This window comes from Nostoc sp. (assembly GCF_036917935.1).
GTDB lineage: Bacteria > Cyanobacteriota > Cyanobacteriia > Cyanobacteriales > Nostocaceae > Nostoc.
In genome coordinates, this window is sequence record NZ_JBALEL010000020.1 from 32847 (window position 1) to 58610 (window position 25764).

Genomic DNA, 25764 nt, shown 5'->3' on the forward strand with positions numbered 1-25764 from the left:
CCCTGTCACTTGTAAGCTGTTCCCTATTTTCAAGATAGGTCTATTGCCTATACTTGTACTTTAAATTACAGCTTCTTGGCGTTGACAATCAAAAACAACCATGTAAGAAGCATTTGGTATTTCTTGAGGGAGGTGCCGCATATAGCCATCGGCATCAGAACGGCTGCGGAAGCGAGCAACAATCTCCCGTTGCGTATTAGGAAGTAGACGAGCGATCGCCCAAGAATTGAGGCGTTCTTTATAAGCAATAGCCTGATTGTTTGATTTGGAAGTTTTGTTATCCGTATTTTCTGGCATAATTATGTTAACCGTATGAAGTTTAATGAAGAGCGTTAATTAGTTTCTACGTAGGAATGCACTAACGCTTTTTTTTATGCTGCTGCCACCTTGTTATTCGATTATTTATAGATTGTCAACACTTAGCGCTATCTTTTAGACCAACTAAGTTGGAATTTTCAGGTGGCGATGAATCTCAAAGCCTTAATTTGCAATTGTTTCCAGGACACAACAATGTTCTAGCAGAAAGTTTGGCAATTATTGGGTTTGCATGATTTGTATGCATACACATAAGTAAAGTCCGCATCAGTGGTTAAATCAATATTAATGTCTGAAAAAGTACTATTAAAAGCTCAAGAGAAAATGAATAATAACGTGCGTAGAATAAATGGGCGCGGACACACACTCTTAATTTTTCTATAGTGGGATCAATAAAGCTATATTGTGGGCATTTACATTTTTTATATTTAGTTGAGACTACTTAAGTTTTCAGAATTTCTTTTGATATTAATAAATAAATTTATCTCAGGTTTTTACTACAATTTTATGAACAAGGCATAATATGATTTTTTAATTTAATATCATGTCCGTATAATTAGTTGTGATTCCCACAGTCATTGCACCCCACCCCTTGCTAAGGGGAGGGGAGCCAAAGCACAGCTTTGTCTCTTTGGGGTGATTCGGGTTTAATAAGTAATCAAGCGGACATGATATAAAATATTTTGACTAACTGCCATAAAATAGTTAAAGTATTCCCGACAAAATTATAGTTAGGATAATGGAAACACCATTTGTAACATCCATAATTCAAAAAGTAGCAGAGCAAATAGGAGCAGTGGTTTTAGTAGACCCAGAATGCACTTTTATGGGACTGATTACATTTAAAAACGGCAATAAAACCTTTTTTCGTAGTGCCAGGTTTAGTATTAATTCTTCTGGTTCAGTAGCAATAGCTAAAGACAAAGGAGTTTCAAAATTTTTTCTGAATAAATTTGGCTATAAGGTTACTGAAGGAAAAACATTTTTTAGTGAAGAATTATGCGAAGAAATAGCTAATACCAGAAATATAGATGCAGGGTTTTATTATGCTAAAGAGTTGGGATTTCCCGTAATTGTCAAACCAATTAATCTTAGTCAGGGAATATTTGTTACAAAGGTTCATAACAAGCAAGAATATTATCAAGTAGCCAAGAAAATCTTGCAAATAATCTCAGGATTTATTGTTGAGCGATTTTATAGTGGCAATGACTATAGAATTGTAGTACTTGATGATGAAGTAGTTTCGGCATATCAAAGAATTCCCTTATTTATCATGGGAGATGGTCAATCTAATGTTTTGGAACTTATGCAACAGAAGCAGGAAACTTTTATCAAAAATGGTAGAAAAGAAATTATAGATTTTGAAGATTACAGAATCAAAAAAAACTTGCGAAGACGGAAGCTAAATTTTACTAATGTTATACCTAAAAATAATATAGTCTATCTTTTAGATAATGCAAATTTATCAACTGGAGGTGAGGCAGTAGACTTCACTGAAAAGATCCATCCTGATTTTAAAAAATTAGCAATAAGTATTACAAAAGATATGGAATTGAGATTAGCAGGTGTGGATATTCTTGCTAGTGATATAACGTCACCGATGGGAGATTATACGATCATTGAAGTAAATGGCGCTCCTAGCTTAACTCACTATGCATCATTTGGTGAAATTCAGACGAAAAGAGTAGAAAATTTATACCTCCAAGTTCTCAAAGCACTTGAAAACGAGAATAACAGAGAAAATTATTGATTTTGACTGGAGGCGGAGCAACCCCTGCTCCGCTCCTGAATTCTTTTTTAATTCTACCTATCTCTTCACCACTCTTTATCTAGTAGGGATTCAAATTCAGCTTGTAAGGCGGTTATATCCGCTAATCTTGTGACTAGTAAATTATCCTTACCAGCATCACTTAAACGTACTTTCCAATAACGAATACTATCTGAGTTATTCAACCAAAACTTAATCACGGTCTCTACCACTTGATCCAGATTCCAATCCCACTTTGCTGGAACTGATTCCACCGATTCTAAAAACGTATCTAGTGTACATGTATGCATTCCCAAGTATTCCACGCCTTGGTGGGGTGGTTTTTGCCCATTTTGCTGTTGTTGATTAAAAAACTGCAAAAGTGGAGATACTCCTACAATATCAAAAGTGTATTTCATGCCAGTACTTCCAATTTTAAATTACTTGCAGGGAATATTTAGTTTTTTCTATTTCTAAAATAATATCTGGAATTGAACTAAAGCATCTACAAAAAGTGTAGTTTTGGTCTATATCATAGGCATTAAACCTCAGTGATAAATTAGCACTCAATGCTTGCAAGTGCTAATATTTATTTAAGAATTTGATTGATTATTAAAGAGTTTCAGGCATTAATTAAGGGATGTATATATCTTTTATAATTATTTAATTAATGACGTTACGACTTGTAAAGGGTTGTGATGATTACCAATAAAGTGGCTGTGTAATGAAATCAGCAGCCCAGCATACATCCGGGAATCTCAACCAAACCGCCTTGCTGGAGCGATCGCTATCCAAAATTCAGATGGGTCAAGTCAAGTCAAGGGAATATAAACCCAAACTAAATTGGCAGTGCAGTTCTGAAAGTGTCACTCACTATACTCGCCTTTTGATTGAAGCAGTGATACTATTTAGTTGTGTGAGGAGCAAGTTAAAAAATAAAAAGCGTCTGGGGTGGAAACACGGCAACACTCCCAGACGCTTTTTAATTGGTACACAGAAAAAAGTCTTTGCAGATTCGCTGGAAGCTGATTGCTATGCATCTGATGTAGCAATAGCCCAATCTCAAATCGAAAATTCCTTAAGTCGTACCAAATTCAGATTGTAAAGCTTCATCGTTATTATCAGCGATCGTTGCCACAATTGTAATTAGCCGAGACACTTCCCCAGGAGATAACTCTGCTAAGGTGCGTGTCGATATTACAACCACTCGGTTTTCAATAATACCGAAACGCGCTTCAAAAGTGCTAGAGCAGTTCAACTCCAAAAGATACCGCATCAACTTAGGTTCATCTTTGGCAGGTAAATTTAGCACCGCAGACCAAACCGTTATGGTGTCTTCATCAGTTGTCCCGTTTAGTTGGACAAATACTTGCACACTTCCGTATTTAAACTTCCAGAGATAACCACCCTCTGGAGTGTGGCTAACCATCGCACTATCATCTTGTTCCAAAGAGTCGATGACATTTTCAATTACCTCCAGATGGTTAATGCTTGTCGTCTCGGCGATTAAATCATTAACGGATTCGTTACTAGTTAGGGTTTCTGGGTAGCTTGTCATACAGATTTTTTCTCAACATACTTGCTGTTTGATCTACACATACTTTATAACTTGTAGACGCAGTTGTAAGGGCAATTCATGAATTGCCCCTACTGATTGCTCTTGATCGCTCTTTTTTCGGCTTGTGGTTTGTTGGGATAAATGGCGTTAATAGCTAAGTAGATGTTTTCAAAAGCAGTTCGCCAAGGTAGCAGGGCATAGTTTTGGAAGACAACCATTCTGTCTGGGCCTGGGTTGGTACAATTGGGAGTAGTTCAAGTAGTGTATTCGGCGTTAATCCTCACGTAGTCATAACTCAAATCACAACCCCAAGCTTTACCCACACCATAACCATTGCCAACGTTAACGGAGATTAACACCGTATCTTGTTGGAGATAAGCACCCACCGAGGCTTTTTTCAAATAAGTACTTGCTGCTGCCCGGTCAAATTGCAGAGGTTGCCCATTTTCTAACATTAAAAAATCCCCTAGCTTAATTTGCAGGTTTTCTTGTTCAAAGGGCACACCTGCACGTCCAGCGGCGGCAGCGATGCGTCCCCAATTTGGATCGCGTCCAAAGATTGCAGATTTAACTAAGGATGAACTAGCGATGGTTTTGGCTATTTGTCGGGCTGAGAGTTCATCATGGGCCCCTGTCACTTCCACTTCAATCAGACAAGTTGCACCTTCACCATCACGAGCGATCGCTTTGGCTAAATGCTGACAAACTGCTGTTAACATCGCCTCTAATTTCTCTGCTTCTGCGCCCCATTCTGTAATTGCTGGGGTGCGAGATTGACCGTTTGCCAAAGCGATTAAGCTATCGTTGGTACTGGTATCACCATCCACGGTAATGGAATTAAAGCTTCTATCAGCTGCCCTTACTAACATCTGCTGCCAAAGGTGAGGCGAAACCACAGCATCACAAGTCACAAATGCCAGCATGGTTGCCATATTGGGGTGAATCATGCCGGAACCTTTGGCAATGCCGCCAATTCGTACCGGGCGGTCGCCTATAGTTGTCTCTAGGGCAATAGATTTTGTTACCAAGTCTGTAGTGATAATCGCACCTCCGGCGGCATCTGAGCCTGTTTCTGATAGTGCTGCTACTACCTTGGGAATCCCGCTTCGCAAAGCATCCATCTTAATTCTTTGACCAATCACGCCAGTGGAAGCCAATAACACAGATTCAGACGAGATGTTTAGGGCTTGGGCTGTTGCCATAGCAGACTCTAGGGCATCAAACCAGCCTTCATTACCTGTAGCGGCGTTTGCTTGTCCAGCATTGCAGAGGATGGCACGAGCGCTATGTTTAGCTTGCAAGCGTTGCCGACAATAGTCTACGCAGGCAGCTTTGACTTGGCTGGTGGTAAACACACCCGCTGCGATCGCTTCCACCTCTGAAAATATCAAAGCTAAATCTGGCAACCCCGAAGGTTTCAACCCTGCGGTAATTCCCGCCGCTTGATACCCCCTTGGTGCTGTGATACCACCTGTTATTTCTTGCCAATCTGCCATTATTCTTCTCTCTAAACTATTGAGGGATTTGAACAACCTCTCAATAGTTTAAAGTTTTGAGGGTAAATTTTAATTACTCAACGAAGAACTAACCGCGATCGCTCTAGATAACTCTCGAAACAGAAGATTAGCAACTTTGGATATCAGCTTATTTTGCAAAGGAGAGCCACTTGGGTCACTCTCTAGATCGTCAGGATACATCTACTTACTAATCTCTCTTATTTACTTTTTAAGGGTTAATACTTATTTATTGAGATTATTTATAAAAATTTTTGGAGTTTCTCCGTAAATACCGCAAAAATAAAATAAAAAAGAGAGCTACTTAGGCAGCTCTCCAGATCATCAGGGTGCATCTACTTACCACAGCATATCATTTTAGGTATGAGGGTTGTTACCAGCTTTTGTATGAAGATTGTGTGAAGCAAAACCGGGAAAATACTTAGTTGGGGAATTGGGAATTGAGTATTGGTTGAATGGCACTAAGAAAAGATACAGCCTTTGCTCTGACTGGTTCCCAGCCTCTAGGCTGGGAACCCATTCTGGGAGGCTTCGCCTCCATTAGCTTGACAAGAGGCAGAGCCTCTTTTAAATACATTCCCAGCCTGGAGGCTGGGAACAAGACGACACAAGCCTTTGGGCTTTACAAGCGTGCCATTCGGTATTGGTTATTTCCCCTCTGCCCCTCTGCTCCTCCTGCTTCCTCACCCAGCAAAGTTAGCTTGATGAGACTTCTTGCATAAATCAAAAAAAGAACCCCACCCCGCCTTTGACTTACGTCAAAGTCTCCCCTAAGAGCAAGCGAGGAGGGGCTGGGGGTGGGATGTTAGGGGACTTTTGCAAGAGGTCTATAGATCGCTAGGCGTTCAGTTTTTTCTCCACCAATTCGTTAGTCAGCTTAGGATCAGCACGCTTGCCTGTCTTTTTCAGAACTTGTCCGACAAAGAAGCCCTTAAGATTGGTGTTACCGTTGCGATATTTTTCTAGTTCTTTGGAGTTGGCGGCTATGACTTCATCAACGATGGGTTCCAGTACACTAGGATCGGTGATTAACTCAAGACCTGCAAAGGCTTTCTCAGGAGAAATACCACTGAGCAAATCTGGCAACTTTTCTTTAGCTTGAGCGTTGCTAATTTTGCCCGTTTCAATGCGAGTGATGATATCTGCTAAATTGGTGGGAGTTAGTCCAATTTGAGTAATAATGAGTTTTTGCTTATTGAGGTGGGCTGCAATATCTTGAGTAATCCAGTTGGCAGCAGCTTTGGGATTTGCTCCAGATGCGATCGCAGTTTCAAAATATTCGGCTATTGAACGATCTTCTGTCAACACTCGCGCATCGTAAATCGAAAGCCCCAACTCATTTTCATAATGATGGCGTTTTTGGGCTGGTAATTCTGGTAGTTCGCTACGCCACTTCTCTAATTGTTCATTTGACACCTCAATTGGTGCTAAATCTGGTTCGGGGAAGTAGCGGTAATCGCTAGAACCTTCCTTGACTCGCATACTACTTGTACGTTGAGCGCCTTCTTCCCACAGCCGAGTTTCTTGAATAATGCTCGCACCTGCTTCGATGGCGGCGATTTGGCGCTCAATTTCGTAGTCAATCGCCCGTTGGATGGCGTTGAACGAGTTCATGTTTTTAATTTCTACCTTGGTGCCAAACTGCTCTCGTCCCACCGGACGCACGGAAATGTTGACATCGCAGCGCAGAGATCCTTCTTGCATATTACCGTCACTCACGCCGAGATACCGCACAATCCGGCGCAACTCTTCGGCATATTCAGCAGCTTCTAGTCCAGAACGCAGATCGGGTTCTGAAACAATTTCTACTAATGGGATACCTGCGCGATTGTAGTCTACCAGAGAATAGGAAGAACCAGAAAGGCGATCGCTACCTGCGTGTACCAATTTTCCAGCATCTTCTTCCATGTGCAAACGTGTGATGCCAATGCGTTTGCGAATCGGATTACCCTCAGCATCTACCAACTCAATTTCTAACCAACCATGTTCTGCGATCGGTAGATCGTATTGAGAAATTTGGTAATTTTTGGGTAAATCTGGATAAAAATACTGTTTACGGTCAAATTTGCTATATTTAGCGATTTGACAATTTAGTGCCAAACCAGCTTTGACGGCGTATTCTAATACTTTTTTATTGAGTACAGGTAAGACCCCAGGTAAACCCATACAAACCGGGTCAATGTTAGTATTGGGGTCAGCACCGAATGCCGTAGAGCTATTAGAGAAAATCTTGGTGTTGGTACTCAGCTGACAATGGGTTTCTAGACCAATAATCGCTTCATACTCAGTTTTTACGGTCGTAGCAGTGGTCATAAGATCAATAATTTGGGCATAATCCTTGTAGTGGTACTATTGTAGCGGCGTATTGAGTTGCCCTGAAGACGGTTATTTGGGTGAGCAATGCTTACCCTGTTGAGCTTGAAAAAGAAGGTGCAAACCTAAAGTGAAGAAAATCTTAATCATTGGTTCTGGGGGCGCTGGTAAATCTACCCTAGCCCGCGAACTGGGAACCATCTTAGGCTTAGAAGTGATTCACTTGGATGTTTGGTACTGGAATCCTGGTTGGGTTGAGACTCCAAAAACTGAATGGCAAAGTATTATCCAAGACCTAACCCGACGAGAATCTTGGATTATGGATGGTAACTATAGCGGTACTCTCAACATTCGTTTGGCGGTTGCAGACACGGTAATTTTTTTGGATTTTCCTCGTCTTTTATGTTTGTTGCAAGTGATTAAACGCCGCTTCATCTATGCTGGACAATCCAGACCTGATATGGCATCAGATTGTCCTGAAAGATTGAACTGGGAATTTCTCAAATATATCTGGTCATACCCAATTATTCGTCGTCCGGGAATTCTCGAAAAACTTAGTCAAGTAACACCAAATCAGCAAGTTATTATTCTCCACAAACCCACAGAAGTCAGAGAATTTTTACATAATACCGTATTTCAGCTAAATGAAGTAGGGGCACAACATGTTGTGCCCCTACGATTATCTGTACCTCACTAAGTTGCAATCTGCTGTATTTCCCAATATTTAGATTTACTCAATTGATTTTTATTAAAATCATCTGAAAAAGTAGGTAAAATAGATATTGTTACTTATGTGCTAACCAACTACCAGTAATCAAGGTGAAATTACTATAATCAAGTATTAAATTAGCAAATTATATTAGGGAGCAACTAAGATTATGATTGATGTCAAAACAGCAGTAAATGCTGCCTATGAATACATAAAATCCATACAACACATGATAAATTCTTCATTAAGAGATTTGAGGCTTGAAGAAGTTGAACTTTCTGAGGATAAAAGCTTCTGGTTGATTACTTTAGGGTTTGATATTCCTAAAAAACCTCCTAAAAGCCGATTGGAAGACTTAATGGGTACCTCTCTTGCTTCTACCCCTGTGTTGTATGAACGAGAATATAAACTTTTTAAGGTAAATTCTCAATCTGGTGAAGTAGAAGCAATGAAAATTAGACAATTATGAAAGATTTGATTGCTTCCCTTGTTCGTCGTTATTGCCAAAAAGGGATTTTAATTGATACAAATATCCTGCTTCTATTGTTAGTTGGGAGCGTCAATCAAGAACGAATAACTAAATTTAATCGAACCCAGCAATTTATACCAGAAGATTATGAGCTTCTGCTAGCATTTATTGAAAAATTTCAAAAGCTTGTAACAACTCCGAATATTCTGACAGAAGTTAATAGCCTTGCAAATCAACTTGGTGAACCGGAACGTTCTCAGTGCTTTACAATATTTGCTCAATTTGTTAAAAACGTTGCTCTTTTGGATGAATACTATGTAAAGAGCTTAGATGCTGTTAATACTGAGAAATTTATCAAATTCGGACTTACTGATAGTGGAATCCTGACTTTATCCAAAGGGAAGTATCTTGTACTAACTGATGACTTTAAGTTAGCAAGTTATCTTCAGAGTGTAGAAGTTGACGTGATTAACTTCAACAATATTCGTGTCTTTAACTGGAAGTAAAAATATGAAATTATTTTGGAAGCGTTAATTTCTATAAGAGGTTGTTTGAAAAGTGGCTGGCTGTGATTTTAGGCACTTACTGATCCCCCGTAACTCCCCTTAAAAAGGGGGGAACAGCTATTAAGTAATTCGTAATTAAGTTTTGTAATGGGGATTTAACCCCAACACAAAACTTGCCGATTATAGAACTGGGGGACTTAAACCCCCAAAGTTCGTTAAAGTCCCCCAATTTATCGGGGGATTTAGGGGGATCTAAAATGTTTTGATACCGACAAGAGGACTTTTCAAACAACCTCTTAGGCGCTTGACCAAAATTTTTCGTGACAAACGATATTGAAATATGCGCCTAACACACCCTAGAGTAATTTTATTTTTACTTACTTTTTTTTACTTACTTTATAAATAGTCTCTAATTTATATACACACAAATTAAAAAATGCCTGGGAGTGTTGCCGTGTTTCCACCCCAGACATTTTTTATTCTTAACTTGCTCCTCACACACCAATGCACTATATCACTACTTCTATTAAAGAGCAAGTATCTTCAGTGATACTTTAAAAACGGCATAACCAATGCAATTTCTGACAAATTAAAAAGCGCCTGGGAGTGTTGCCGTGTTTCCACCCCAAACGCTCTTTATTTTTAACTTGCTCCTCACACACGACTCCACCATATCACTACTTCTATCAAAGGTCAAGTATCTTGAGTGAAATTTTCCAAACTGCACAAGCAATCCAATTCCTGCCCAATTAAAAAGCGCCTGGGAGTGTTGCCGTGTTTCCACCCCAAACGCTTTTTATTTTTAACTTGCTCCTCACACACAAATAAAGAATATCACTGCTTCTATCAAAGGGCAAGTATATTGAGTGACACTTTAAAAAGTGTACACCTTACGGAGAATAACTTAGTGTAAAAAGTGACGTACACCAGTTAAGACCATCAGCAAACCCAGTTCGTTAGCAGCAATGATAGAATCTTTATCGCGCAAACTTCCCCCTGGTTGGACAATAGCTGTAATTCCTGCTGCTGCGGCTGTTTTGACTGAATCATCGAAGGGGAAAAATCCATCGCTGGCGAGGGTTGCACCTTTGGCTTTTTCTCCAGCTTGTTCTAGGGCAATTTTAACTGAGCCGACACGGTTCATTTGACCAGCACCTACTCCTAGTGTAGTGTGATCGCTTGTCACAACAATGGCATTCGATTTAACGTGTTTGCAAACTTTCCACGCAAACAGCAATTCTGCTAATTCGTCGGCTGTGGGTTGACGTTCAGTTACAACTTGCCATTGACTGGCGTCAGCAATCACGTCATCGCTAGTTTGGACGAGGAAACCACCTGCGATCGCTTTCACTGTATCCTTAGATCCACGGCTCAAATCAGCTAGAGTCAAAACCCGCACGTTAGATTTTTTGCCAAGGATTTCTTGAGCTTCTGCATCACAACTTGGTGCAACTACACATTCTAAAAATGTTTTGGTTAACTCACTAGCTGTAGCCGCATCAATCGGACGGTTGAGTGCGACAATTCCACCAAAAGCAGAAGTAGAATCAGCATTAAAAGCTTTTTGATATGCTTCGGAAATAGTGCTTCCCAATGCCGTACCACAGGGATTTGTATGTTTAATAATCGTTGCTGCTGGGGTATCAGTGAATTCAGCAATAATTCGGCGTGCGGCTTCTAAATCAACTAAGTTATTGTAACTAAGTTCTTTGCCTTGTAGTTTTGTCGCAGCTGTCCATCCCGTTGGGGTAGTACCAGTTTGATACCAGGCGGCAGGTTGATGAGGGTTCTCGCCGTAACGCAGAGATTGCAATTGTGTCCCGCTAAGGGTATAATGCTGTGCTTCTGCCAGGTAAGATGCGATCGCTTGGTCATAGCTAGCAGTGTGCGAAAATCCTTTTAATGCCGCCTTTTGGCGAAACTCTAGGGATGCTTCGCCGTTATTTTGGCGCAATTGTGCCAAATACTCCTCATACTGTGCTGGATCGCATAATACAGCGAGATGGGCGAAGTTTTTCGATGATGCCCGTAGCATAGCAGGGCCACCGATATCAATTTGTTCAACAGCTTGGGATAATGTTACCCCTGGTTTAGCGATCGTTTCCTCGAAGGGATATAAATTCACCACCACTAAATCAATCGCGCGAATTTGGTTATTTTCTAAATCTGTAATATCTTGGGGAACATCTCGCCGGGCCAAAATTCCGCCATGAATCCGGGGATGCAGCGTTTTGACTCGGCCACCTAAAATTTCTGGTGAACCTGTATAATCTGCAACTTTTGTAACAGGGAGTCCCGCATCTTTGAGGGCTTGGGCTGTTCCCCCACTGCTGATTAAATCAAAGTCAAATTCTTCCACCAAACTACGGGCTAGGTCAATTAAACCAGTTTTGTTAGATACACTCAGCAGGGCTAGACGCACCATTGATCAATTCCTTAAAAATAGGCTGGAAGCGAAGGATCTCAAGTTTTACATAAGCCTTGATTAACTTCAAGACCATTAGGAATGATAACGTTAATAACCATCTGCTCATCACCTTTTTGAATTAAGATTGCTACAGATGACAGGCATTGTCGTAGGTTAACATCTATTCTTTATCTTCTTCGTCTTGCATAATATCTCATTGACTCGTATGATTAATATATTCTTCATGATATTCGCGTTGCTCTAGTAGGCTTTCAACTCGATCAATATTAATTTTTTGTAAAATATCTCTTGCAGCTTTCATACCTTTTTTATTCATTATCAGACTTTTTTTAGCAGGGTTTTGGCGAGATGATTATACTAGTTTTATTGCCTCCATTCAACAACCAACATTAGCGGTTATGGGTGAAACTGCATCGAGTATTAGCCAAGACAATGAAAAAGAAACGCCAGATCAATGCTTGGCTGACTACCTTGCTTGTTTCCCTGAAAGTCGAGGTATAAAAATAAACGGGCGTAATGTTTTACCTGATGAATCACCCACTGAATTTGTAGCTGCGATCGCTCCATTCATTAATGAAGTTTTTTAGCCGATTCATAGTTAGATTGTACCAGTTCTCCCATGATAGGTTATGACTGGAATTGATTACTAAACGCAAGCAAGATTATGTTATCCAATCGCCGAGGACAAAGAGTACCTAATGTCACTTTTCATACTCGCAATAATAACCAGTGGGTGGATGTGACAACTGATAACCTATTTGCTGGTAAGACAGTAGTTGTCTTCTCTTTACCGGGTGCTTATACTCCTACTTGTTCATCAACTCATCTCCCTGGCTACAACGAATTAGCTCCGGTTTTCAAACAAAATGGTGTCGATGACATTATCTGTATTTCTGTCAATGATGCCTTTGTGATGAATGAATGGGCAAAGGATCAAGAAGCAGAAAATATCACACTAATTCCTGATGGTAATGGTGAATTTACCGAAGGCATGGGTCTGTTGGTAGATAAATCAGACTTGGGGTTTGGTAAGCGATCGTGGCGCTATTCTATGCTGGTGAGAGATGGTGTAATTAACCAGATGTTTATTGAACCAGAGGAGCCAGGAGATCCCTTTCAGGTGTCTGATGCTGAAACAATGCTCAGATATATCAACCCCCAAGCAGTGAAGCCGGAAGTAGTTTCCCTGTTTGCGAAAGTGGGTTGTCCTTTCTGTGCCCGTGCTAAGGAGATGCTCAAGGAACATAGCATTAACTACGAAGAAATTACCTTGGGTAAGGATATTACCACACGGTCGTTAAAAGCAGTTACAGGTGCGACGACAGTTCCCCAAGTATTTATCGATGGTAAATTAATTGGTGGTTCTGAGGCTTTAGAAGCCTACTTCGCTGCTAAATAGGTTTCAGTAAGGGTACACAGCCATCAACTGTGTCAACTTCAGGCGAAAGTCATAATATTTTTGACCGCAGCCTGATTTGTGAGAATTGAAAGCCACCAGATCCCCGACAACTTTTACGAAGTCGGGGATTTTATTTTTGAAAAATCAGCAATTCATAAATCTTCAGATGAATAGATGTATTTTTGCCCAGCTATTCACTACTGATCATATAAAATTAATTCGGATTGAACTTTCATCTATTTAAAAAACAATATGTTTGCTAGAATCCGCCGTCTTTTGAGTCAGTTTTTTAGTAAATCAAGGACAATCAACAACGAACCACTGAATAAAGTGAGTTTAATTGTCATTATTATAATTGATATTTTTATCTTGATTAATGTTTTTACGGGACTCGATGATATTAGCAGATGGCATATCAGTCCGACTGAGGCTTATCCATGTTATTCAGAGTGGCAAAATTATCAGAGAAAAACCACTAAAGATAAAGACTATGAAATGGTCAGACTTTCATTGTCATCTGAGAGTAACAATAAATTTAGTTTTCAGCAAAACTATCAACAAGCCGAAGCAGGACATCTGGGTAAGGTTTCTAAAACGTGCTTGCAATATGCCGACTACAAAGATAAGATTAACAATCCTGAAAAGCAGCAAATCGTCAAAAATATTGATCGGGAACAAGCGAAAATCAATAGGTTTGAACAAGCCAATGACACTATTAAATCTCAATATGACTCAACGCTCTTAGAAAAAATTGCAGGTCAGGGTCGTGAACAATCAATTAATCAAGTCAGTGCGGAAAAAGCTAAACAGACATTAGAAGAAAATAATCGTCAAATTTCTACTCTTAAACAAGAAACTTCTACTCTTAAAAATGAACTACTTGCTCAACCAGAAAGTATTATTTTTATAACATTTATTAAAGATGACAATCGATTCCAGGAAGTTGATAAAGGCTATCAGCAAGCATCATTTTGGTATCCAAGTATTCAACTTGCTTTTCAGTCCCTCTTTCTTTTACCACTGATTCTTATTGCCTTATCAGTTCACAAATTTTCCCAAAGAAGAGGATATGGACTGATCTCGCTAATTAGCTGGCATTTGCTAGTTATCTTTTTTATCCCACTAATCGTTAAAATATTTGAATTTCTGCAAATAGGTGCAATATTTAAGTTTTTATTTGATATAGTAAGCGCGATTTTTGGCGGTTTACTTTTCCTGATAAATTATGTTTATATCTTGCTGATTCCAGTTATTGGTTTTGGAATCATCCAGTTTTTTCAAAAATTTGTCTTTAATGCTAAAGTCCAAGCAGCTAGCAGAGTTCAAAAGTCACGCTGTGTCAATTGTGCCAAGAAAATTCGACATCTTGATACTTACTGTCCACACTGCGGTTATTATCAGTACATTGAATGCCAGAACTGTCATAATCTTACTTATAAACATTTGTCGTACTGTAATCATTGTGGAACTTCTCAAGATTCCAGTAATTTGTAATCAGTAGACCTCTTGCATAAATCTAAAATAAAAACCCCACCCCGCCAAAGCTGTGCTTTGTCTCCCCTCCCCGATGCTTTGGGGAGGGGTTGGGGGTGGGGTGTTAGGGATTATTTGCAAAAGCTCTAGTGAAGTCGTTGATCGGTCTTTTTAACTTACTTATGGAAAAAGCGAAAAAAATCAATCAAGAGAGTCAGTCGCCGCTTGATTTTCTGAAAAACCTGTTGATTGCTCGTTGGCGATCGCTCTTACTCCTTTTGATCGGAGTCTATTTACCTTTGCAGGTTTTTGAAATCCTGACAGTGAAGATATGGGAGAATCAAGCGGGCTTTCCGTGGGATGCGCCGATTCTGTTAGCAGTTCATTCTACAGCAAGCCCACAGTTAGATGTTTTAGCTATTAACCTAGCTATAATTGGGTTGCCTTGGACAGCGATACCGATTTTGGGTGCGATCGCACTAATATTACTACTTCAAAAACGCTGGCGATCGCTAGCTTATTTACTCACCGCCTCAGTCGGAAGCATCATCATCAACCGCACGGCAAAGGAATTAATGCATCGAGTGCGTCCGCAATTGTGGCAGTCCATTGCACCTGAGTCTAGTTTTGCATTTCCCAGTGCTCATGCCATGACCAGTATAACCCTGGTAGCAATTTTGCTATTCTTAACTTGGGCTACCCCCTGGCGCTGGTTAGTTTTCATCTTCGGCAGCTTATATGTAATAGTTATTGCCTGGTGTCGTCTCTATCTGGGGGTTCATTTTCCTAGTGACATTCTCGCGGGTTGGATGGTTGGATTAGGTTGGACAATTGGTGTCAGTCTAATTATCAAACCCTATACAACTAAAGCCCAATCCGTAGATGGCGAACGCCCTAAAGATGAAACTAGCTTACTCCCTGAAGAAAGAAAGTTGATAACTGAGGAGTAATCCCTCTCCCAAGCTTGGGGGAGGGACTTTGAAATTAGCTCCCCTTCTCCCAATTTTGGGAGAAGGAATTGGGGGATAAGGGCAAATTTTGCATTTGTGCAAGTTGATTAAATTAAGAACAGCCCTCAACATATTCTACTTCCGGCAATTTACCCGCTCTGAACTGAGTCACAAGCTTACCATCAGTCTCGAAGACTAGACGATAGTTCTGATCGGCGCGGTCTTTCGGGATGAAAGTTAGGTAATGTCCGTTTTGAACGTATTTATGAGGTGTGACTTTAATTTGTCCTGGGTAAAAAGACTTGATTTGCGCTTCCGTGTCGCCAATTTTTGCACCTTTAAGGGTAGTAATCTGAGTATTTTGCCGCACATCTACTCTAGAAATGCGACCTTCTGTCACCATGAACGAAAGATTTTTGGGTTCATTTTGTGGCTTCACATAATAGCAATTGTTATTAGGTGGATCACCCACTAGCTTAGTACCAGCAGCCTTTGTCGCTTGAGGGACAGTCATGCCAACTTGTACTGCACCGATGCCGTTGATAAACAGTTTTGATTGGTTTGTCAGTTTCGCTTTTGCTACAACTGTGCTGACTGTCAAACAAGAAACTGTCAGCGTTACGGTGACAAAAGTCAAGAATTTAGTTTTGCTATTCATAATTGTGCTTTATCCTCAGTTAGGTTGATAATTTCATCGAGGCAGAAGTTGCGTAGTGAAATACCAAATGCGATCGCCGAAATGTACAAGAGCTATTTTTCTACAAGAAAGAAATATCAGAAGTTAGCAAGTCTTCCTATTTCGGTTACATTTAAATTCACCTGATAGCGTTTCCTAATCATACAAGTTAGATCATAGCCCCCTCCTCGCTTGCTCTTAGGGGATTGGGGGTGGGGTTCTTGTACATCACTTGGGCCGAGAACCGCTATAATTCCTAACTCCTAACTTCTGGCTCTAAAAAATGCTTCCTTCCAGACGAGTTTATTTATTGTTGGTTTTGGGTATAGCGATGTCTCCGATCCTATCCTTATTTGTCAGCATTAGAGCAACCATCGCCATCGTTGTGCTATTTGATGCCATAATTCTTGGACTAATGGTTGTAGATGGTTTACGGGTGCAGCGTTCTCGTGTGGAAATTACCCGCGAATTACCGTCACGATTATCCATTGGGCGAGATAATCCCGTAGTGCTGAAGGTAACATCGCCAAATACCAACGCCCAAATTGAAATCCGCGACTATTACCCAACAGGATTTGGCGTGTCTGCACCTGCACTGAGTGCTATTGTTAAGAGTAACAGCACCGAAGAATTGACGTATACCGTCCACCCGACAAAGCGGGGAGAGTTTCCTTGGGGGAATATTCAAGTCCGACAGTTGGGACTTTGGGGATTAGCTTGGGATGATTGGCAAATTACCCAAAGTCTGCCAGTGAAAGTTTATCCTGATTTAGTGGGATTGCGATCGCTCACAATTCGTCTGACACTGCAATCATCAGGATCAATGCGTCAATCTCGCAAAACTGGTATTGGTACAGAGTTTGCCGAACTGCGAAACTATCGCACTGGTGACGATTTGCGGTTTATTGATTGGAAAGCTACCGCCCGTCGGGTTGGGGCTTATGGTAATGCCATGCCACTGGTGAGGGTTCTAGAACCAGAACAGGAACAAACATTACTGATTTTACTCGATCGCGGACGGTTGATGACCGCAAAAGTGCAGAGTTTGCAGCGATTTGACTGGGGTTTGAATGCAACTTTATCCTTAGCTTTGGCAGGTTTACATCGAGGCGATCGCGTAGGTGTTGGTGTATTTGACCGCCAGATGCATACGTGGATTCCCCCAGAACGCGGTCAACATCATTTGAATCAGCTAATTAATTGCTTAACTCCAATTCAACCAGTGTTATTTGAATCTGATTATTTGGGGGCGGTGACAAATGTTTTGCAGCGGCAAACTCGGAGGGCGCTTGTAGTAGTAATTACTGATTTAGTAGATGTCACTGCCTCTACAGAACTCCTAGCCGCACTCTCCAAGTTAGCACCCCGCTATCTCCCATTTTGCGTAACTCTGCGAGATCCGCAAGTTGATCATCTAGCACACACTTTCACAGATGATGTCGCAGGTGCTTATGGACGTGCAGTGGCACTAGATTTATTAATGCAACGACAAGTAGCTTATGCCCAACTGAAACAAAAAGGTGTATTGGTACTAGATGCACCAGCAAATCAAATTGCCGATCAGTTGGTTGAGCGATATTTACAACTCAAAGCGCGAAATCAACTTTAGTATTTGTCACTCGGACTATAAAATTAGTTTTGAAAGCATGAATATTCGTTGTGAAACTCTGCCAGACTACCCAGCAATAGCTGAGGTGAATATATTAGCCTTTGGGCAGGAAAACGAGGCTAAATTGGTGGAGAAAATTCGCGATTCTGACCGCTATATTTCAGATTCTAACTTCTTTAATTTAGGACTTACGCATTGATAATAAATACCAAATATGCATAAGTTTAAAAACCACATCTTTCGTAAGGGCACAGAAAAAGCTCATTGGTGTCAACTTAACGTGAAAGCAAGTCTAGAACTAACTTTTAGATTGCCTCGTTCCCAGTCTCCGACTGGGAATGCTCGTCCTTGAGGCTCCGCCTCTCTTGCTGGCGGCAGAGCCGCCAGGAGCAGCATTTCCAGCCAGAGGCTAGAAACGAGGTTTTAAAGGAGTTTAAGCTGAAGTTGACACCAATGAGCATTGCTGTGCCCCTACATTCTGGTCTATTTACGATCGCAGGATAATTAAGAAAAGCCTGAAACAACTGGGAGCATCGTTAATTCACATCACGAGGCATTTGTACAGTACGTAAGTCCGATAATTGTGCGATTTGGTAAATCGACATTAAAACTAACGATATAAGAAGCGATTTTCAAACGATTAGCTTTATTGAAGAGGATCTAAAATTAGTGGTGCTGAAACTACACCCTTTGCCTCTAGTGCAGCCGCAACCCGTAAAATTAAGGCTTCATTATATGGTGCTGCAATCAATTGCACACCTAAAGGTAATGCATTTTGGCGCTGAATTGGTACTGATAAAACGGGTAAACCAATAAAAGATAATGGTTGAGTAAATAGCCCCAAATGAGGACGGACAAGAATTTCTTGGCCATCTAAAATCATGGTTTGTTGACCAATTAATGGTGCGGAAATTGGTGTAGTTGGGGCAAGAATTACATCGACATTTTGCAAAACTTCCCGAACGCGATCGCGATACCATCTTCTAAACCGTTGTGCTTGGAGATACCAGCTATTAGGAATTAACGCCCCAGCCAAAAAGCGATCGCGTGTTGCTGGATCAAAATCTTGAGGACGCAATCGCAATTTTTCCAAATGCAGATTTGCGCCCTCGCTAGCTGTAATTACAAAAGCAGCTGCACGGGCGCGGTGTGCTTCTGGTATGATTACGTATTCAGTGACATTTAAAGCATCAGCTACTTCTTGCACTGCTGCTAAAGCTTCCAGTTCTGCGCCTTTGGTGAAATAATCAGCTGCAATGGCAATTCTGATACCAGAAATATCTTGCTTAAGTTGTGGTAAACATAATTCAGGCGGACGCTTTGTACAAATGGGATCGCGATCGTCTTCTCCCTGAAGTACATCAAACACCGTAGCGATATCCTGCACCGAACGCGCAAAAGGGCCAATATGGTCAAAACTGCTAGAAAATAAAGCTACCCCAGCACGAGATAACCTTCCATAAGTCGGCTTGAAACCAAAAACGCCACACAACGCCGCCGGAACGCGAATTGAACCATTAGTATCAGAACCCAGCGTCAACGGTACTAACCCAGCAGCAACCGCCGCCGCCGAACCACCCGATGAACCACCAGCAACTCGCTGTAAATCATGGGGGTTGTGAGTAGCACCGTAATGGGAGTTTTCCGTCACAAACCCATAAGCGTACTCATCCATATTCAAAGCGCCAATCAACACAGCACCCGCTTGTTTCAACTTCGCTACTGCGGTTGCATCAAGGCTTGCTGCTGGATTTTCTACATTGATTTTCGATCCTGCCAAAGTCGTTAAACCAGCGATATCGAAGAGATTTTTCACCGCAAAAGGTACACCCGCAAGGGTTCCAGAATTATTACCTTGGGCAATTTCCCTGTCAATGCGGGCTGCATCTGTTAAAGCTGTCTCAGCAGTTATAGTCGTAAAACAGTTGAATAGATGATTCCGCGTTGCTATTCGTGCTAACGCAGCCTTGGTGACATCGACTGCGCTAACTTTGCCTTCGCGTACAGCAGCAGCTATTGATACAGCATCATTCATGGTTCAAATACTGGTGCAACTTCAATTTCCTCTGGTAGAGGGAAAGAATTTACCAGATTAGCGATCGCCCTAATTCTCTCAAAATTTGCCACCACACTATCACGATACTCATCTCTTAGCTCTAAATCCAACAACAACGCCATTTGAGTAACATACTCACCCACATCAAACCCTTCTCTTTTCATCTCTCTGTGCCCTCTGCGCCTCTGCGGTAGCCTGTGGCAAGCCGAAGCGTCTACGTTATCTTAATACTTATAACTTCCTGACTTTTCAAGGCATCTGGAAAACCTCACTTCTATTTCTCTCTCCTAAAAGGAGAGAGACTTTGAATTTTCCCCCCTTCCCGCGTCGGGAAGGGGGTTAGGGGGTTAGGTTTTTGGTGTGAAAAGTCAGATAAGTTCTTACGCCAACTAAAATAAACAATGCGATTACTTTTATACAGTAAACCCGGCTGTCATTTATGTGAAGGCTTGCAAGAAAAGCTAGAACAAATCCAAAATCTCAGTTTTGAGTTGGAAATTAGGGATATTACGACTCGTGAAGATTGGTTCGCTGCATATCAGTATGAGGTGCCGGTACTTTATTTATCGAACCGCCAAGACGCAGAGGAGGACACTTGCGTGCGGGGGTTCCCCCCCGTTGAGCAAAGTGTCCGTGACGCAGAGGGGAGTGAGAAATTATTGCCGCGTCCTTCTCCTCGTGCTAGTGTGCAGCAGTTGGAGCAAATGTTGCGTAAGTATTTAGCCAATTAGAAAAAAATAATGCAGAATAAGCGCAAGATTAAGAATGTGACGAGGTTCACAAAATGAAATTGCGGGAATTACTAACGGCGGTAGATAGTGTTGAGCAATTGCCTAGCCATCTGATGGAGGATGTGGAAGTTAGGGGTTTAAAGACAAATTCCCATGCTTGTCGTGTGGGAGATTTGTTTATTGGGATGCCAGGAACGCGGGTTGATGGTGGAGAATTTTGGCCAAGTGCGATCGCATCGGGGGCTGTCGCTGCGATCGTTTCTCCCGAAGCTGCACAAAAAAATCCTCCCACAAATCAGGCTGTGGTCATTAGTGCAAGTAATATCACTCAAGCTTGTGCCCAGATAGCCAGTGCTTTTTACGGTTATCCAGGGCGAAAACTCAAGCTGGTAGGTGTGACTGGTACTAATGGCAAAACTACAACTACTCATCTAATTGAATTTCTACTCAACAAAGCTAATTTAGCGACAGCTTTGATGGGAACTCTTTACACTCGTTGGGCAGGTTTTGAGCAAACTGCTGCCCACACTACGCCCTTTGCAGTGGAACTGCAACAGCAGCTAGCTGAGGCTGTAAAGGCTGGGAGTGAGTTCGGGGTGATGGAAGTAAGTTCTCACGCTTTGGCCCAAGGTAGAGTCTTGGGTTGTGAATTTGAGGTGGCGGTATTTAGTAATCTTACCCAAGACCATCTCGACTATCACAGCGATATGGAAGATTACTTTGCTGCCAAAGCGTTGTTATTTAGTTCTGATTATCTCAAGGGACGGGCAATAATTAATGCTGATGATTCTTATGGCAAACGGTTAATTGCCTCGTTGGATTCAGAACGGGTTTGGAGTTACAGTGTTAACGACAACAGCGCCGATTTATGGATGAGTGATTTAAGTTACCAGCCGAATGGTGTTGGTGGTACCTTACATACACCAAAAGGTGACGTGGCTTTTCGATCGCCCCTAGTCGGACAATATAATTTAGAAAATCTTCTCGCAGCCGTCGGAGCAGTTTTACACTTAGGGCTAGATTTGCAATTACTCGTATCTGTGATACCTGAGTTTCCCGGAGTTCCCGGACGGATGGAACGAGTACAGATTAATACTGAGCAAGATATTAGCGTGATTGTGGATTATGCCCACACACCCGATAGTTTAGAAAATTTACTGAAAGCTGCACGTCCCTTTATACCTGGTAAAGTGATTTGCGTGTTTGGTTGTGGCGGCGATCGCGATCGCACTAAGCGCCCAAAAATGGGTAAAATTGCTGCTGAGTTAGCTGATGTGGCAATAGTAACATCGGATAATCCCCGGACTGAAGATCCAGAACGGATTTTGCAAGATATTTTGGCGGGAATTGCGGACACAGTGCAGCCAACGGTAATTTGCGATCGGGCGATCGCAATTTGTACCGCTATTTTACAAGCACAACCCGGTGATGGAGTATTGCTTGCTGGTAAAGGTCACGAAGACTACCAAATTCTCGGCACCGAAAAAATCCATTTTGACGACCGAGAACACGCACGCGACGCTTTACACCAAAGACTGAAAAGAAAACGTTAATTTGGGCATTGGGCATTGGGAATTGTTAACTCTTCCCCATTCCCCATGCCCAAAAACTCTATCCTCTGTAGGTAGAGTTTTTTTTTATAGTTCATGTTTTTTTACGTAGGGATTTTGTAAAAGATGCACACATAAAGGTGAAAATCGAAGACAGAATTATTTCTTGACTTTTCACGTCATCTGAAAAAGCTAACACGAAACCTAACCCTCCAGCCCCCTACTCTACTAGGGAAGGCGGAGAATTCAAAGCCTCTCCCCTAAAAGGACAGAGGAATGGAAGTGAGGTTTTCCTGATGAGGTGAAAAGACAGAATTATTTCTTGCTTCATCCTTGTTGTGCTTGACTCATGAATGTATCTCTGGCTAAGGAACTGTCTGTTTATCAACTGGTTATGGGAGTGCAAACGCCTCCTAAACCATTGTCCCTGAGTCCTGCTACTCTGCTATCACTGGTGAGAGCGCAAATTGACTTACTCATTGAGCAGCAAATTGCAGCCACTTTATGGGTGAAGCTACCACCAGATAAAATTTGGCAATCAGAATTAGGGCGTTATCAATCCTCGGTAGGTGCGTCTAGTCTCATTTATACTTTCCAGATTGAGGAGAACAGGAAAGGGGAAGCAGGGGAAGACAAGGGAGAGGGAAGATTAAATACCTCTTCATCTCCCTCATCTTCTCATCATATCTCTGTTCACCTACCACTAGATAGCCAACTGCGACGGGAAAACTTTCTGATGGTGTTATCGCCCCAGTTTTGCAGTTTAATTTTGGCTCATCGACCACTTAAAAAACGCAAAAATCAGACATCGGGGAAGGTAAATACTAATAAAAACCAGCCGTTGCTGATTATAACTACTGTTGAGGGGAGAGTAATTCAGCAAGTATTAAATGGTATCCAAAAAGCGATGTCTAACGACAAGCCGCCTGGCGTCTACGTGCCAGAATCATCCTCAATTTTACCTGCTAGTTTTATTTGTCCAACCGTGCCGCAAGCCGCACTGATGAATCAACTATTGGCAAAACAACTTCTCCGACAAGACGAAATTAATCGTCAAATCATCACAGTACGAACTAATAAGTTGGAGCAGCAAAATCAAGAACTGCACAACAAAGAGCAACTCAAAGATGAATATCTGAAAAATGTCTGTCAGGAACTGCGTATACCCTTGACGCACATGAAGACAGCACTTTCGTTATTGAATTCCCCTAATCTTAAACCCCCACAGCGACAACGTTATTTACACATGTTAAATACCCAGTGCGATCAGCAAAATTCTCTGATTACTGGTTTCTTGGAACTGGTGCAGCTAGAACGGAATTTGGAGGGGACGACTTTGGAGTTGGTGCGTCTCTCAGATATTGTACCTGGAGTAGTCAGTACCTACCAACCTGTAGCTCAAGAAAAAGGGATTATGCTAGCCTACACCGTACCGACTGAACTGCCATCTGTTTGGTGCGTGAATGGTAGGCTGAGGCAAATTGTGATTAATCTGCTGCACAACAGCCTTAAGTTTACCCCTAATGGGGGTCAAGTATGGGTGCGTGCCCGTACTCAAGGCGATTATGTCCAATTAGAATTCCGCGACACAGGTATTGGTATTGCGGAAAACGAAATTCCCAAAATCTTTGACCGGTTTTATCGCGTGCGTACATCTGCAACCGAAGATTATGGTGGTGCTGGGTTGGGGTTAACGATAGTACAGCAATTGCTGCTGCGCTGTGGCGGATCTGTTTCTGTAAAAAGTAAATTATCTGAAGGTTCTACCTTTACAGTGCAACTAGCAACTGTTGGCAATACCCCAAAAGCGATCGCTCCAGAAAATGAGTTATGAATTATGAGTTATGAGTTATAAATTTATAATTCATAACTTATAACTCCGATTGAATTGGTTCAAAAATTAGAAAAATTTTATAGGTTATTTCCCAATACAGAACTTACTAAAAATCCTCTCTAAAACTGATTCTGTTACTTCCTCTCCAGTAATTTCTCCTAAAGCTTGAATCGCACCCCGTAAGTCAATTGTCCAAAAATCAAGAGGGAACTGCTGGGCAATTGTTGCTTGTACCTGTTCCAAAGATATTTTAGCTTGAATTAAGGCTGCTGCTTGCCTTTGGTTAATGGCTAAATCCATATCAGCCGCTTGCACTTTTCCTACTTTAACTATCTCTAAAATTGCTGTTTCTAAAGCATCAATACCTTGGTTTTGGGCTGCGGCTGTGACAATTTTGGATTTGGGATTGGGAATTTTTGATTGAAGAATTGTTCTTTCGCTTTCTTCTACTAAATCGATTTTGTTAATCACTATAATCAACGGACGATGTTGTACCTTTTCGTAAATTTCTTCATCGCCTTCTGTCCAACCGTCTGAAGCGTCGATGGTAAGCAAGACTAAATCAGCTGCATTGGCGGCACGACGCGATCGCTCGACGCCAATTTTTTCCACTTGGTCTGTTGTTTCCCGAATCCCCGCAGTATCTAGCACTTGTACGGGGATTCCCCCAACAACTAACTGCGATTCCACCACATCGCGGGTTGTACCAGGTAAATCAGTCACAATGGCGCGATCGCTCTGGCTCCAAGCATTCAATAAGCTCGACTTACCCACATTCGGACGCCCAACAATTGCTACTTTTAAACCAGTGCGTAGCAACTCACCTTGATCTTTGGTTTCCAATAATCTAGTTATTTCTGCGGCAATTTTATCGATTTCTGATATGATTACTTTATCATCCAGCGGCGGAAGGTCTTCCTCAAAATCAATCCGAGCTTCAATTTCTGCCAAGATATCCAAACAGTTAGCGCGTAACTGACGGATTGGATGAGCTAATTTTCCTTGTAAACCAGCTAAGGCACTTTGAGCAGCTTGGGGCGATCGCGCTCCGACTAAATCGGCAATACCTTCGGCCTGAGTTAAATCTAATCGTCCATTCAAAAAGGCGCGGAGAGTAAATTCTCCAGGTTGCGCTAGTCTGGCCCCATTTTCCAAACACAGTTGTAATACCTGCTGCACTGCCATAATCCCCCCGTGGCAATGGAATTCTACAACATCTTCACGGGTGTAAGAACGCGGTGCTTTCATAATCAGCAACAGGGCTTCATCCACTATTTGTTGCGTCTGGGGATGGCGAATGTAACCGTAGAGAATCCGGTGACTTTCCCAAACCTGTCGCCCTGGTGGATGAAAAAGACTTTGGGCGATTGTCATTGCTTGAGAACCGGACACCCGCACAATGCCAACACTACCCTGTTGGGGGACAACAGCAGTGGCGATCGCGGCTATAGTTCCAGTAGTAGCAAAGAGTTCTGACATGAGCGCCCTTTATAAGAGTGAGGAGTAAAAATCATAACTCATAACTCATAACTTTCTAAATGGTAGGTATTTAGACTAATGAGATGGCAACTGGCAAGGTAAAATTTACCTTGAGGGTAATGCCTGATAGTAAAGAGTGACGAGTTAGGGGCGAAAATTATAACTCACAACTTAGAACTCATAACTTTTAGAGAGGAATTTACTGTGGAGCAAAAGATTAACTGCGCTGTAGCCTGTGTTAACGGCTGTGTTTTAGGAGATAAATGCCCCAATATCGAGTTTAGAGAGGCAGCCGCAAGATTTATTGAAGAAACTCCCTTAGACAAAATGCTGGAGTTGGCACAAGAACGTCTGCGAAAAAAAATGACGGAACCGCCAAAATGGGTTTTTCCTGAAGATCCATAGTATCTGGATCTATATTTAATTCTCGCAGTTTTGCCGCCAAGCG

The 25764-nt window shown here is 41.7% G+C and carries 26 protein-coding genes and 2 pseudogenes; 16 read left to right on the plus strand and 12 right to left on the minus strand.

The window, feature by feature from the left end; all coding sequences use genetic code 11:
* Positions 1 to 60: 60 nt before the first annotated feature.
* A complete protein-coding gene (locus V7K62_RS09155) occupies positions 61 to 297 on the minus strand; it encodes a hypothetical protein (RefSeq protein WP_334863621.1) in 237 nt (78 codons plus the stop codon).
* 757 nt (positions 298 to 1054) lie between these two features.
* Between V7K62_RS09155 and V7K62_RS09160 the strand changes: the two genes are divergently transcribed.
* On the plus strand, positions 1055 to 2065 hold the full coding sequence (locus V7K62_RS09160) for a cyanophycin synthetase (protein WP_334863622.1): 1011 nt from the start codon (positions 1055 to 1057) through the stop codon (positions 2063 to 2065).
* 65 nt (positions 2066 to 2130) lie between these two features.
* Here the strand turns inward: V7K62_RS09160 and V7K62_RS09165 are convergent, their stop codons facing one another.
* Positions 2131 to 2481: a hypothetical protein gene (locus V7K62_RS09165; protein ID WP_334863623.1), complete on the minus strand. Its 351-nt coding sequence runs from the start codon at positions 2479 to 2481 to the stop codon at positions 2131 to 2133.
* 305 nt (positions 2482 to 2786) lie between these two features.
* On the opposite strand from V7K62_RS09165, the gene V7K62_RS09170 reads away from it, so the two are divergent.
* The gene (locus V7K62_RS09170; protein ID WP_334863624.1) at positions 2787 to 3167 is read left to right on the plus strand and encodes a hypothetical protein; all 381 of its coding nucleotides are present in this window, start codon (positions 2787 to 2789) and stop codon (positions 3165 to 3167) included.
* On the opposite strand, the gene V7K62_RS09175 is transcribed toward V7K62_RS09170, so the two are convergent.
* The 3 genes and pseudogenes from V7K62_RS09175 to argJ all read right to left on the minus strand — a co-directional run bounded on the left by V7K62_RS09175 (position 3141) and on the right by argJ (position 5116).
* Positions 3141 to 3620: a YbjN domain-containing protein gene (locus V7K62_RS09175; RefSeq protein ID WP_334863625.1), complete on the minus strand. Its 480-nt coding sequence runs from the start codon at positions 3618 to 3620 to the stop codon at positions 3141 to 3143. The two genes, V7K62_RS09170 and V7K62_RS09175, sit on opposite strands and share 27 nt — an antisense overlap.
* 104 nt (positions 3621 to 3724) lie before the next feature.
* Positions 3725 to 3859 (minus strand): annotated as a pseudogene (locus tag V7K62_RS09180) (bacitracin ABC transporter ATP-binding protein); the annotation flags it as partial.
* Between the two features lie 15 nt (positions 3860 to 3874).
* Positions 3875 to 5116 carry a bifunctional ornithine acetyltransferase/N-acetylglutamate synthase gene (gene argJ / locus V7K62_RS09185; RefSeq protein WP_334863626.1) on the minus strand — a complete coding sequence of 414 codons (1242 nt, stop codon included), beginning with the start codon at positions 5114 to 5116 and terminating at the stop codon, positions 3875 to 3877.
* 473 nt (positions 5117 to 5589) lie between these two features.
* On the opposite strand from argJ, the gene V7K62_RS09190 reads away from it, so the two are divergent.
* Positions 5590 to 5856, plus strand: coding sequence for a hypothetical protein (locus V7K62_RS09190; RefSeq protein ID WP_334863627.1), 267 nt, complete (start codon positions 5590 to 5592; stop codon positions 5854 to 5856).
* A 115-nt stretch (positions 5857 to 5971) separates the two neighbouring features.
* Here V7K62_RS09190 and gatB read toward each other — a convergent pair whose 3' ends face one another.
* A complete protein-coding gene (gene gatB / locus V7K62_RS09195; RefSeq protein ID WP_334863628.1) occupies positions 5972 to 7447 on the minus strand; it encodes an Asp-tRNA(Asn)/Glu-tRNA(Gln) amidotransferase subunit GatB in 1476 nt (491 codons plus the stop codon).
* A 130-nt stretch (positions 7448 to 7577) separates the two neighbouring features.
* Between gatB and V7K62_RS09200 the strand changes: the two genes are divergently transcribed.
* The 3 genes from V7K62_RS09200 to V7K62_RS09210 all read left to right on the plus strand — a co-directional run bounded on the left by V7K62_RS09200 (position 7578) and on the right by V7K62_RS09210 (position 9131).
* Positions 7578 to 8144: a DNA topology modulation protein gene (locus V7K62_RS09200; RefSeq protein WP_334863629.1), complete on the plus strand. Its 567-nt coding sequence runs from the start codon at positions 7578 to 7580 to the stop codon at positions 8142 to 8144.
* Positions 8145 to 8325: 181 nt separating this feature from the next.
* Entirely contained in the window at positions 8326 to 8625 is a 300-nt protein-coding gene (locus V7K62_RS09205; protein WP_334863630.1) for a hypothetical protein, read from the plus strand.
* Positions 8622 to 9131, plus strand: coding sequence for a PIN domain-containing protein (locus V7K62_RS09210; RefSeq protein ID WP_334863631.1), 510 nt, complete (start codon positions 8622 to 8624; stop codon positions 9129 to 9131). Before V7K62_RS09205 ends, V7K62_RS09210 begins: the two co-directional genes overlap by 4 nt.
* A gap of 904 nt (positions 9132 to 10035) precedes the next feature.
* On the opposite strand, the gene purH is transcribed toward V7K62_RS09210, so the two are convergent.
* Together purH and V7K62_RS09220 are read right to left on the minus strand one after the other, a co-directional pair.
* The gene (gene purH / locus V7K62_RS09215; protein WP_334863632.1) at positions 10036 to 11556 is read right to left on the minus strand and encodes a bifunctional phosphoribosylaminoimidazolecarboxamide formyltransferase/IMP cyclohydrolase; all 1521 of its coding nucleotides are present in this window, start codon (positions 11554 to 11556) and stop codon (positions 10036 to 10038) included.
* Between the two features lie 196 nt (positions 11557 to 11752).
* Positions 11753 to 11875, minus strand: a complete 123-nt coding sequence (locus V7K62_RS09220; protein ID WP_334863633.1) for a hypothetical protein — start codon at positions 11873 to 11875, stop codon at positions 11753 to 11755.
* Between the two features lie 10 nt (positions 11876 to 11885).
* Here V7K62_RS09220 and V7K62_RS09225 point away from each other — a divergent pair.
* The 4 genes and pseudogenes from V7K62_RS09225 to V7K62_RS09240 all read left to right on the plus strand — a co-directional run.
* Positions 11886 to 12146 (plus strand): annotated as a pseudogene (locus V7K62_RS09225) (alpha/beta fold hydrolase); the annotation flags it as partial.
* Positions 12147 to 12223: 77 nt separating this feature from the next.
* The gene (locus V7K62_RS09230) at positions 12224 to 12958 is read left to right on the plus strand and encodes a glutathione peroxidase (protein ID WP_334863634.1); all 735 of its coding nucleotides are present in this window, start codon (positions 12224 to 12226) and stop codon (positions 12956 to 12958) included.
* Positions 12959 to 13210: 252 nt separating this feature from the next.
* Positions 13211 to 14452: a hypothetical protein gene (locus V7K62_RS09235; protein ID WP_334863635.1), complete on the plus strand. Its 1242-nt coding sequence runs from the start codon at positions 13211 to 13213 to the stop codon at positions 14450 to 14452.
* A 161-nt stretch (positions 14453 to 14613) separates the two neighbouring features.
* Complete coding sequence (locus V7K62_RS09240; protein ID WP_334863637.1) at positions 14614 to 15381, plus strand: phosphatase PAP2 family protein; 768 nt, start codon at positions 14614 to 14616, stop codon at positions 15379 to 15381.
* Between the two features lie 112 nt (positions 15382 to 15493).
* On the opposite strand, the gene V7K62_RS09245 is transcribed toward V7K62_RS09240, so the two are convergent.
* Positions 15494 to 16039 (minus strand): hypothetical protein, encoded by a 546-nt coding sequence (locus V7K62_RS09245; RefSeq protein WP_334863639.1) that lies wholly within the window; start codon positions 16037 to 16039, stop codon positions 15494 to 15496.
* A gap of 301 nt (positions 16040 to 16340) precedes the next feature.
* Between V7K62_RS09245 and V7K62_RS09250 the strand changes: the two genes are divergently transcribed.
* Together V7K62_RS09250 and V7K62_RS09255 are read left to right on the plus strand one after the other, a co-directional pair.
* The gene (locus V7K62_RS09250) at positions 16341 to 17666 is read left to right on the plus strand and encodes a DUF58 domain-containing protein (RefSeq protein ID WP_334863640.1); all 1326 of its coding nucleotides are present in this window, start codon (positions 16341 to 16343) and stop codon (positions 17664 to 17666) included.
* Between the two features lie 37 nt (positions 17667 to 17703).
* Positions 17704 to 17865 (plus strand): hypothetical protein, encoded by a 162-nt coding sequence (locus V7K62_RS09255; protein WP_442937243.1) that lies wholly within the window; start codon positions 17704 to 17706, stop codon positions 17863 to 17865.
* Between the two features lie 447 nt (positions 17866 to 18312).
* Here the strand turns inward: V7K62_RS09255 and V7K62_RS09260 are convergent, their stop codons facing one another.
* A complete protein-coding gene (locus V7K62_RS09260; RefSeq protein ID WP_334863641.1) occupies positions 18313 to 19701 on the minus strand; it encodes an AtzE family amidohydrolase in 1389 nt (462 codons plus the stop codon).
* Complete coding sequence (locus V7K62_RS09265) at positions 19698 to 19886, minus strand: DUF4089 domain-containing protein (protein WP_334863642.1); 189 nt, start codon at positions 19884 to 19886, stop codon at positions 19698 to 19700. The genes V7K62_RS09260 and V7K62_RS09265 overlap by 4 nt, the downstream gene beginning before the upstream one ends.
* A 237-nt stretch (positions 19887 to 20123) precedes the next feature.
* On the opposite strand from V7K62_RS09265, the gene V7K62_RS09270 reads away from it, so the two are divergent.
* The 3 genes from V7K62_RS09270 (at position 20124) to V7K62_RS09280 (ending at position 23837) form a co-directional block, all read left to right on the plus strand.
* A complete protein-coding gene (locus V7K62_RS09270; protein ID WP_334863643.1) occupies positions 20124 to 20453 on the plus strand; it encodes a glutaredoxin family protein in 330 nt (109 codons plus the stop codon).
* 53 nt (positions 20454 to 20506) lie between these two features.
* Positions 20507 to 22006, plus strand: coding sequence for a UDP-N-acetylmuramoyl-L-alanyl-D-glutamate--2,6-diaminopimelate ligase (locus V7K62_RS09275; protein ID WP_334863645.1), 1500 nt, complete (start codon positions 20507 to 20509; stop codon positions 22004 to 22006).
* A gap of 346 nt (positions 22007 to 22352) precedes the next feature.
* Positions 22353 to 23837, plus strand: coding sequence for a DICT sensory domain-containing protein (locus V7K62_RS09280; protein ID WP_334863646.1), 1485 nt, complete (start codon positions 22353 to 22355; stop codon positions 23835 to 23837).
* Positions 23838 to 23921: 84 nt separating this feature from the next.
* Here V7K62_RS09280 and mnmE read toward each other — a convergent pair whose 3' ends face one another.
* The gene (gene mnmE / locus V7K62_RS09285; protein WP_334863647.1) at positions 23922 to 25316 is read right to left on the minus strand and encodes a tRNA uridine-5-carboxymethylaminomethyl(34) synthesis GTPase MnmE; all 1395 of its coding nucleotides are present in this window, start codon (positions 25314 to 25316) and stop codon (positions 23922 to 23924) included.
* Positions 25317 to 25520: 204 nt separating this feature from the next.
* Here mnmE and V7K62_RS09290 point away from each other — a divergent pair, with 204 nt between their 5' ends.
* Positions 25521 to 25721 carry a hypothetical protein gene (locus V7K62_RS09290; protein WP_334863648.1) on the plus strand — a complete coding sequence of 67 codons (201 nt, stop codon included), beginning with the start codon at positions 25521 to 25523 and terminating at the stop codon, positions 25719 to 25721.
* Positions 25722 to 25764 lie beyond the last annotated feature (43 nt).

Coding starts and splice junctions, on each gene's coding strand:
- V7K62_RS09155 (WP_334863621.1), bottom strand. CDS start 297: ATGCCAGAAAATACGGATAACAAAACTTCCAAATCAAACAATCAGGCT.
- V7K62_RS09160 (WP_334863622.1), top strand. CDS start 1,055: ATGGAAACACCATTTGTAACATCCATAATTCAAAAAGTAGCAGAGCAA.
- V7K62_RS09165 (WP_334863623.1), bottom strand. CDS start 2,481: ATGAAATACACTTTTGATATTGTAGGAGTATCTCCACTTTTGCAGTTT.
- V7K62_RS09170 (WP_334863624.1), top strand. CDS start 2,787: ATGAAATCAGCAGCCCAGCATACATCCGGGAATCTCAACCAAACCGCC.
- V7K62_RS09175 (WP_334863625.1), bottom strand. CDS start 3,620: ATGACAAGCTACCCAGAAACCCTAACTAGTAACGAATCCGTTAATGAT.
- argJ (WP_334863626.1), bottom strand. CDS start 5,116: ATGGCAGATTGGCAAGAAATAACAGGTGGTATCACAGCACCAAGGGGG.
- V7K62_RS09190 (WP_334863627.1), top strand. CDS start 5,590: ATGGCACTAAGAAAAGATACAGCCTTTGCTCTGACTGGTTCCCAGCCT.
- gatB (WP_334863628.1), bottom strand. CDS start 7,447: ATGACCACTGCTACGACCGTAAAAACTGAGTATGAAGCGATTATTGGT.
- V7K62_RS09205 (WP_334863630.1), top strand. CDS start 8,326: ATGATTGATGTCAAAACAGCAGTAAATGCTGCCTATGAATACATAAAA.
- V7K62_RS09210 (WP_334863631.1), top strand. CDS start 8,622: ATGAAAGATTTGATTGCTTCCCTTGTTCGTCGTTATTGCCAAAAAGGG.
- purH (WP_334863632.1), bottom strand. CDS start 11,556: ATGGTGCGTCTAGCCCTGCTGAGTGTATCTAACAAAACTGGTTTAATT.
- V7K62_RS09220 (WP_334863633.1), bottom strand. CDS start 11,875: ATGAATAAAAAAGGTATGAAAGCTGCAAGAGATATTTTACAAAAAATT.
- V7K62_RS09230 (WP_334863634.1), top strand. CDS start 12,224: ATGTTATCCAATCGCCGAGGACAAAGAGTACCTAATGTCACTTTTCAT.
- V7K62_RS09235 (WP_334863635.1), top strand. CDS start 13,211: ATGTTTGCTAGAATCCGCCGTCTTTTGAGTCAGTTTTTTAGTAAATCA.
- V7K62_RS09240 (WP_334863637.1), top strand. CDS start 14,614: ATGGAAAAAGCGAAAAAAATCAATCAAGAGAGTCAGTCGCCGCTTGAT.
- V7K62_RS09245 (WP_334863639.1), bottom strand. CDS start 16,039: ATGAATAGCAAAACTAAATTCTTGACTTTTGTCACCGTAACGCTGACA.
- V7K62_RS09250 (WP_334863640.1), top strand. CDS start 16,341: ATGCTTCCTTCCAGACGAGTTTATTTATTGTTGGTTTTGGGTATAGCG.
- V7K62_RS09255 (WP_442937243.1), top strand. CDS start 17,704: ATGAATATTCGTTGTGAAACTCTGCCAGACTACCCAGCAATAGCTGAG.
- V7K62_RS09260 (WP_334863641.1), bottom strand. CDS start 19,701: ATGAATGATGCTGTATCAATAGCTGCTGCTGTACGCGAAGGCAAAGTT.
- V7K62_RS09265 (WP_334863642.1), bottom strand. CDS start 19,886: ATGAAAAGAGAAGGGTTTGATGTGGGTGAGTATGTTACTCAAATGGCG.
- V7K62_RS09270 (WP_334863643.1), top strand. CDS start 20,124: ATGCGATTACTTTTATACAGTAAACCCGGCTGTCATTTATGTGAAGGC.
- V7K62_RS09275 (WP_334863645.1), top strand. CDS start 20,507: ATGAAATTGCGGGAATTACTAACGGCGGTAGATAGTGTTGAGCAATTG.
- V7K62_RS09280 (WP_334863646.1), top strand. CDS start 22,353: ATGAATGTATCTCTGGCTAAGGAACTGTCTGTTTATCAACTGGTTATG.
- mnmE (WP_334863647.1), bottom strand. CDS start 25,316: ATGTCAGAACTCTTTGCTACTACTGGAACTATAGCCGCGATCGCCACT.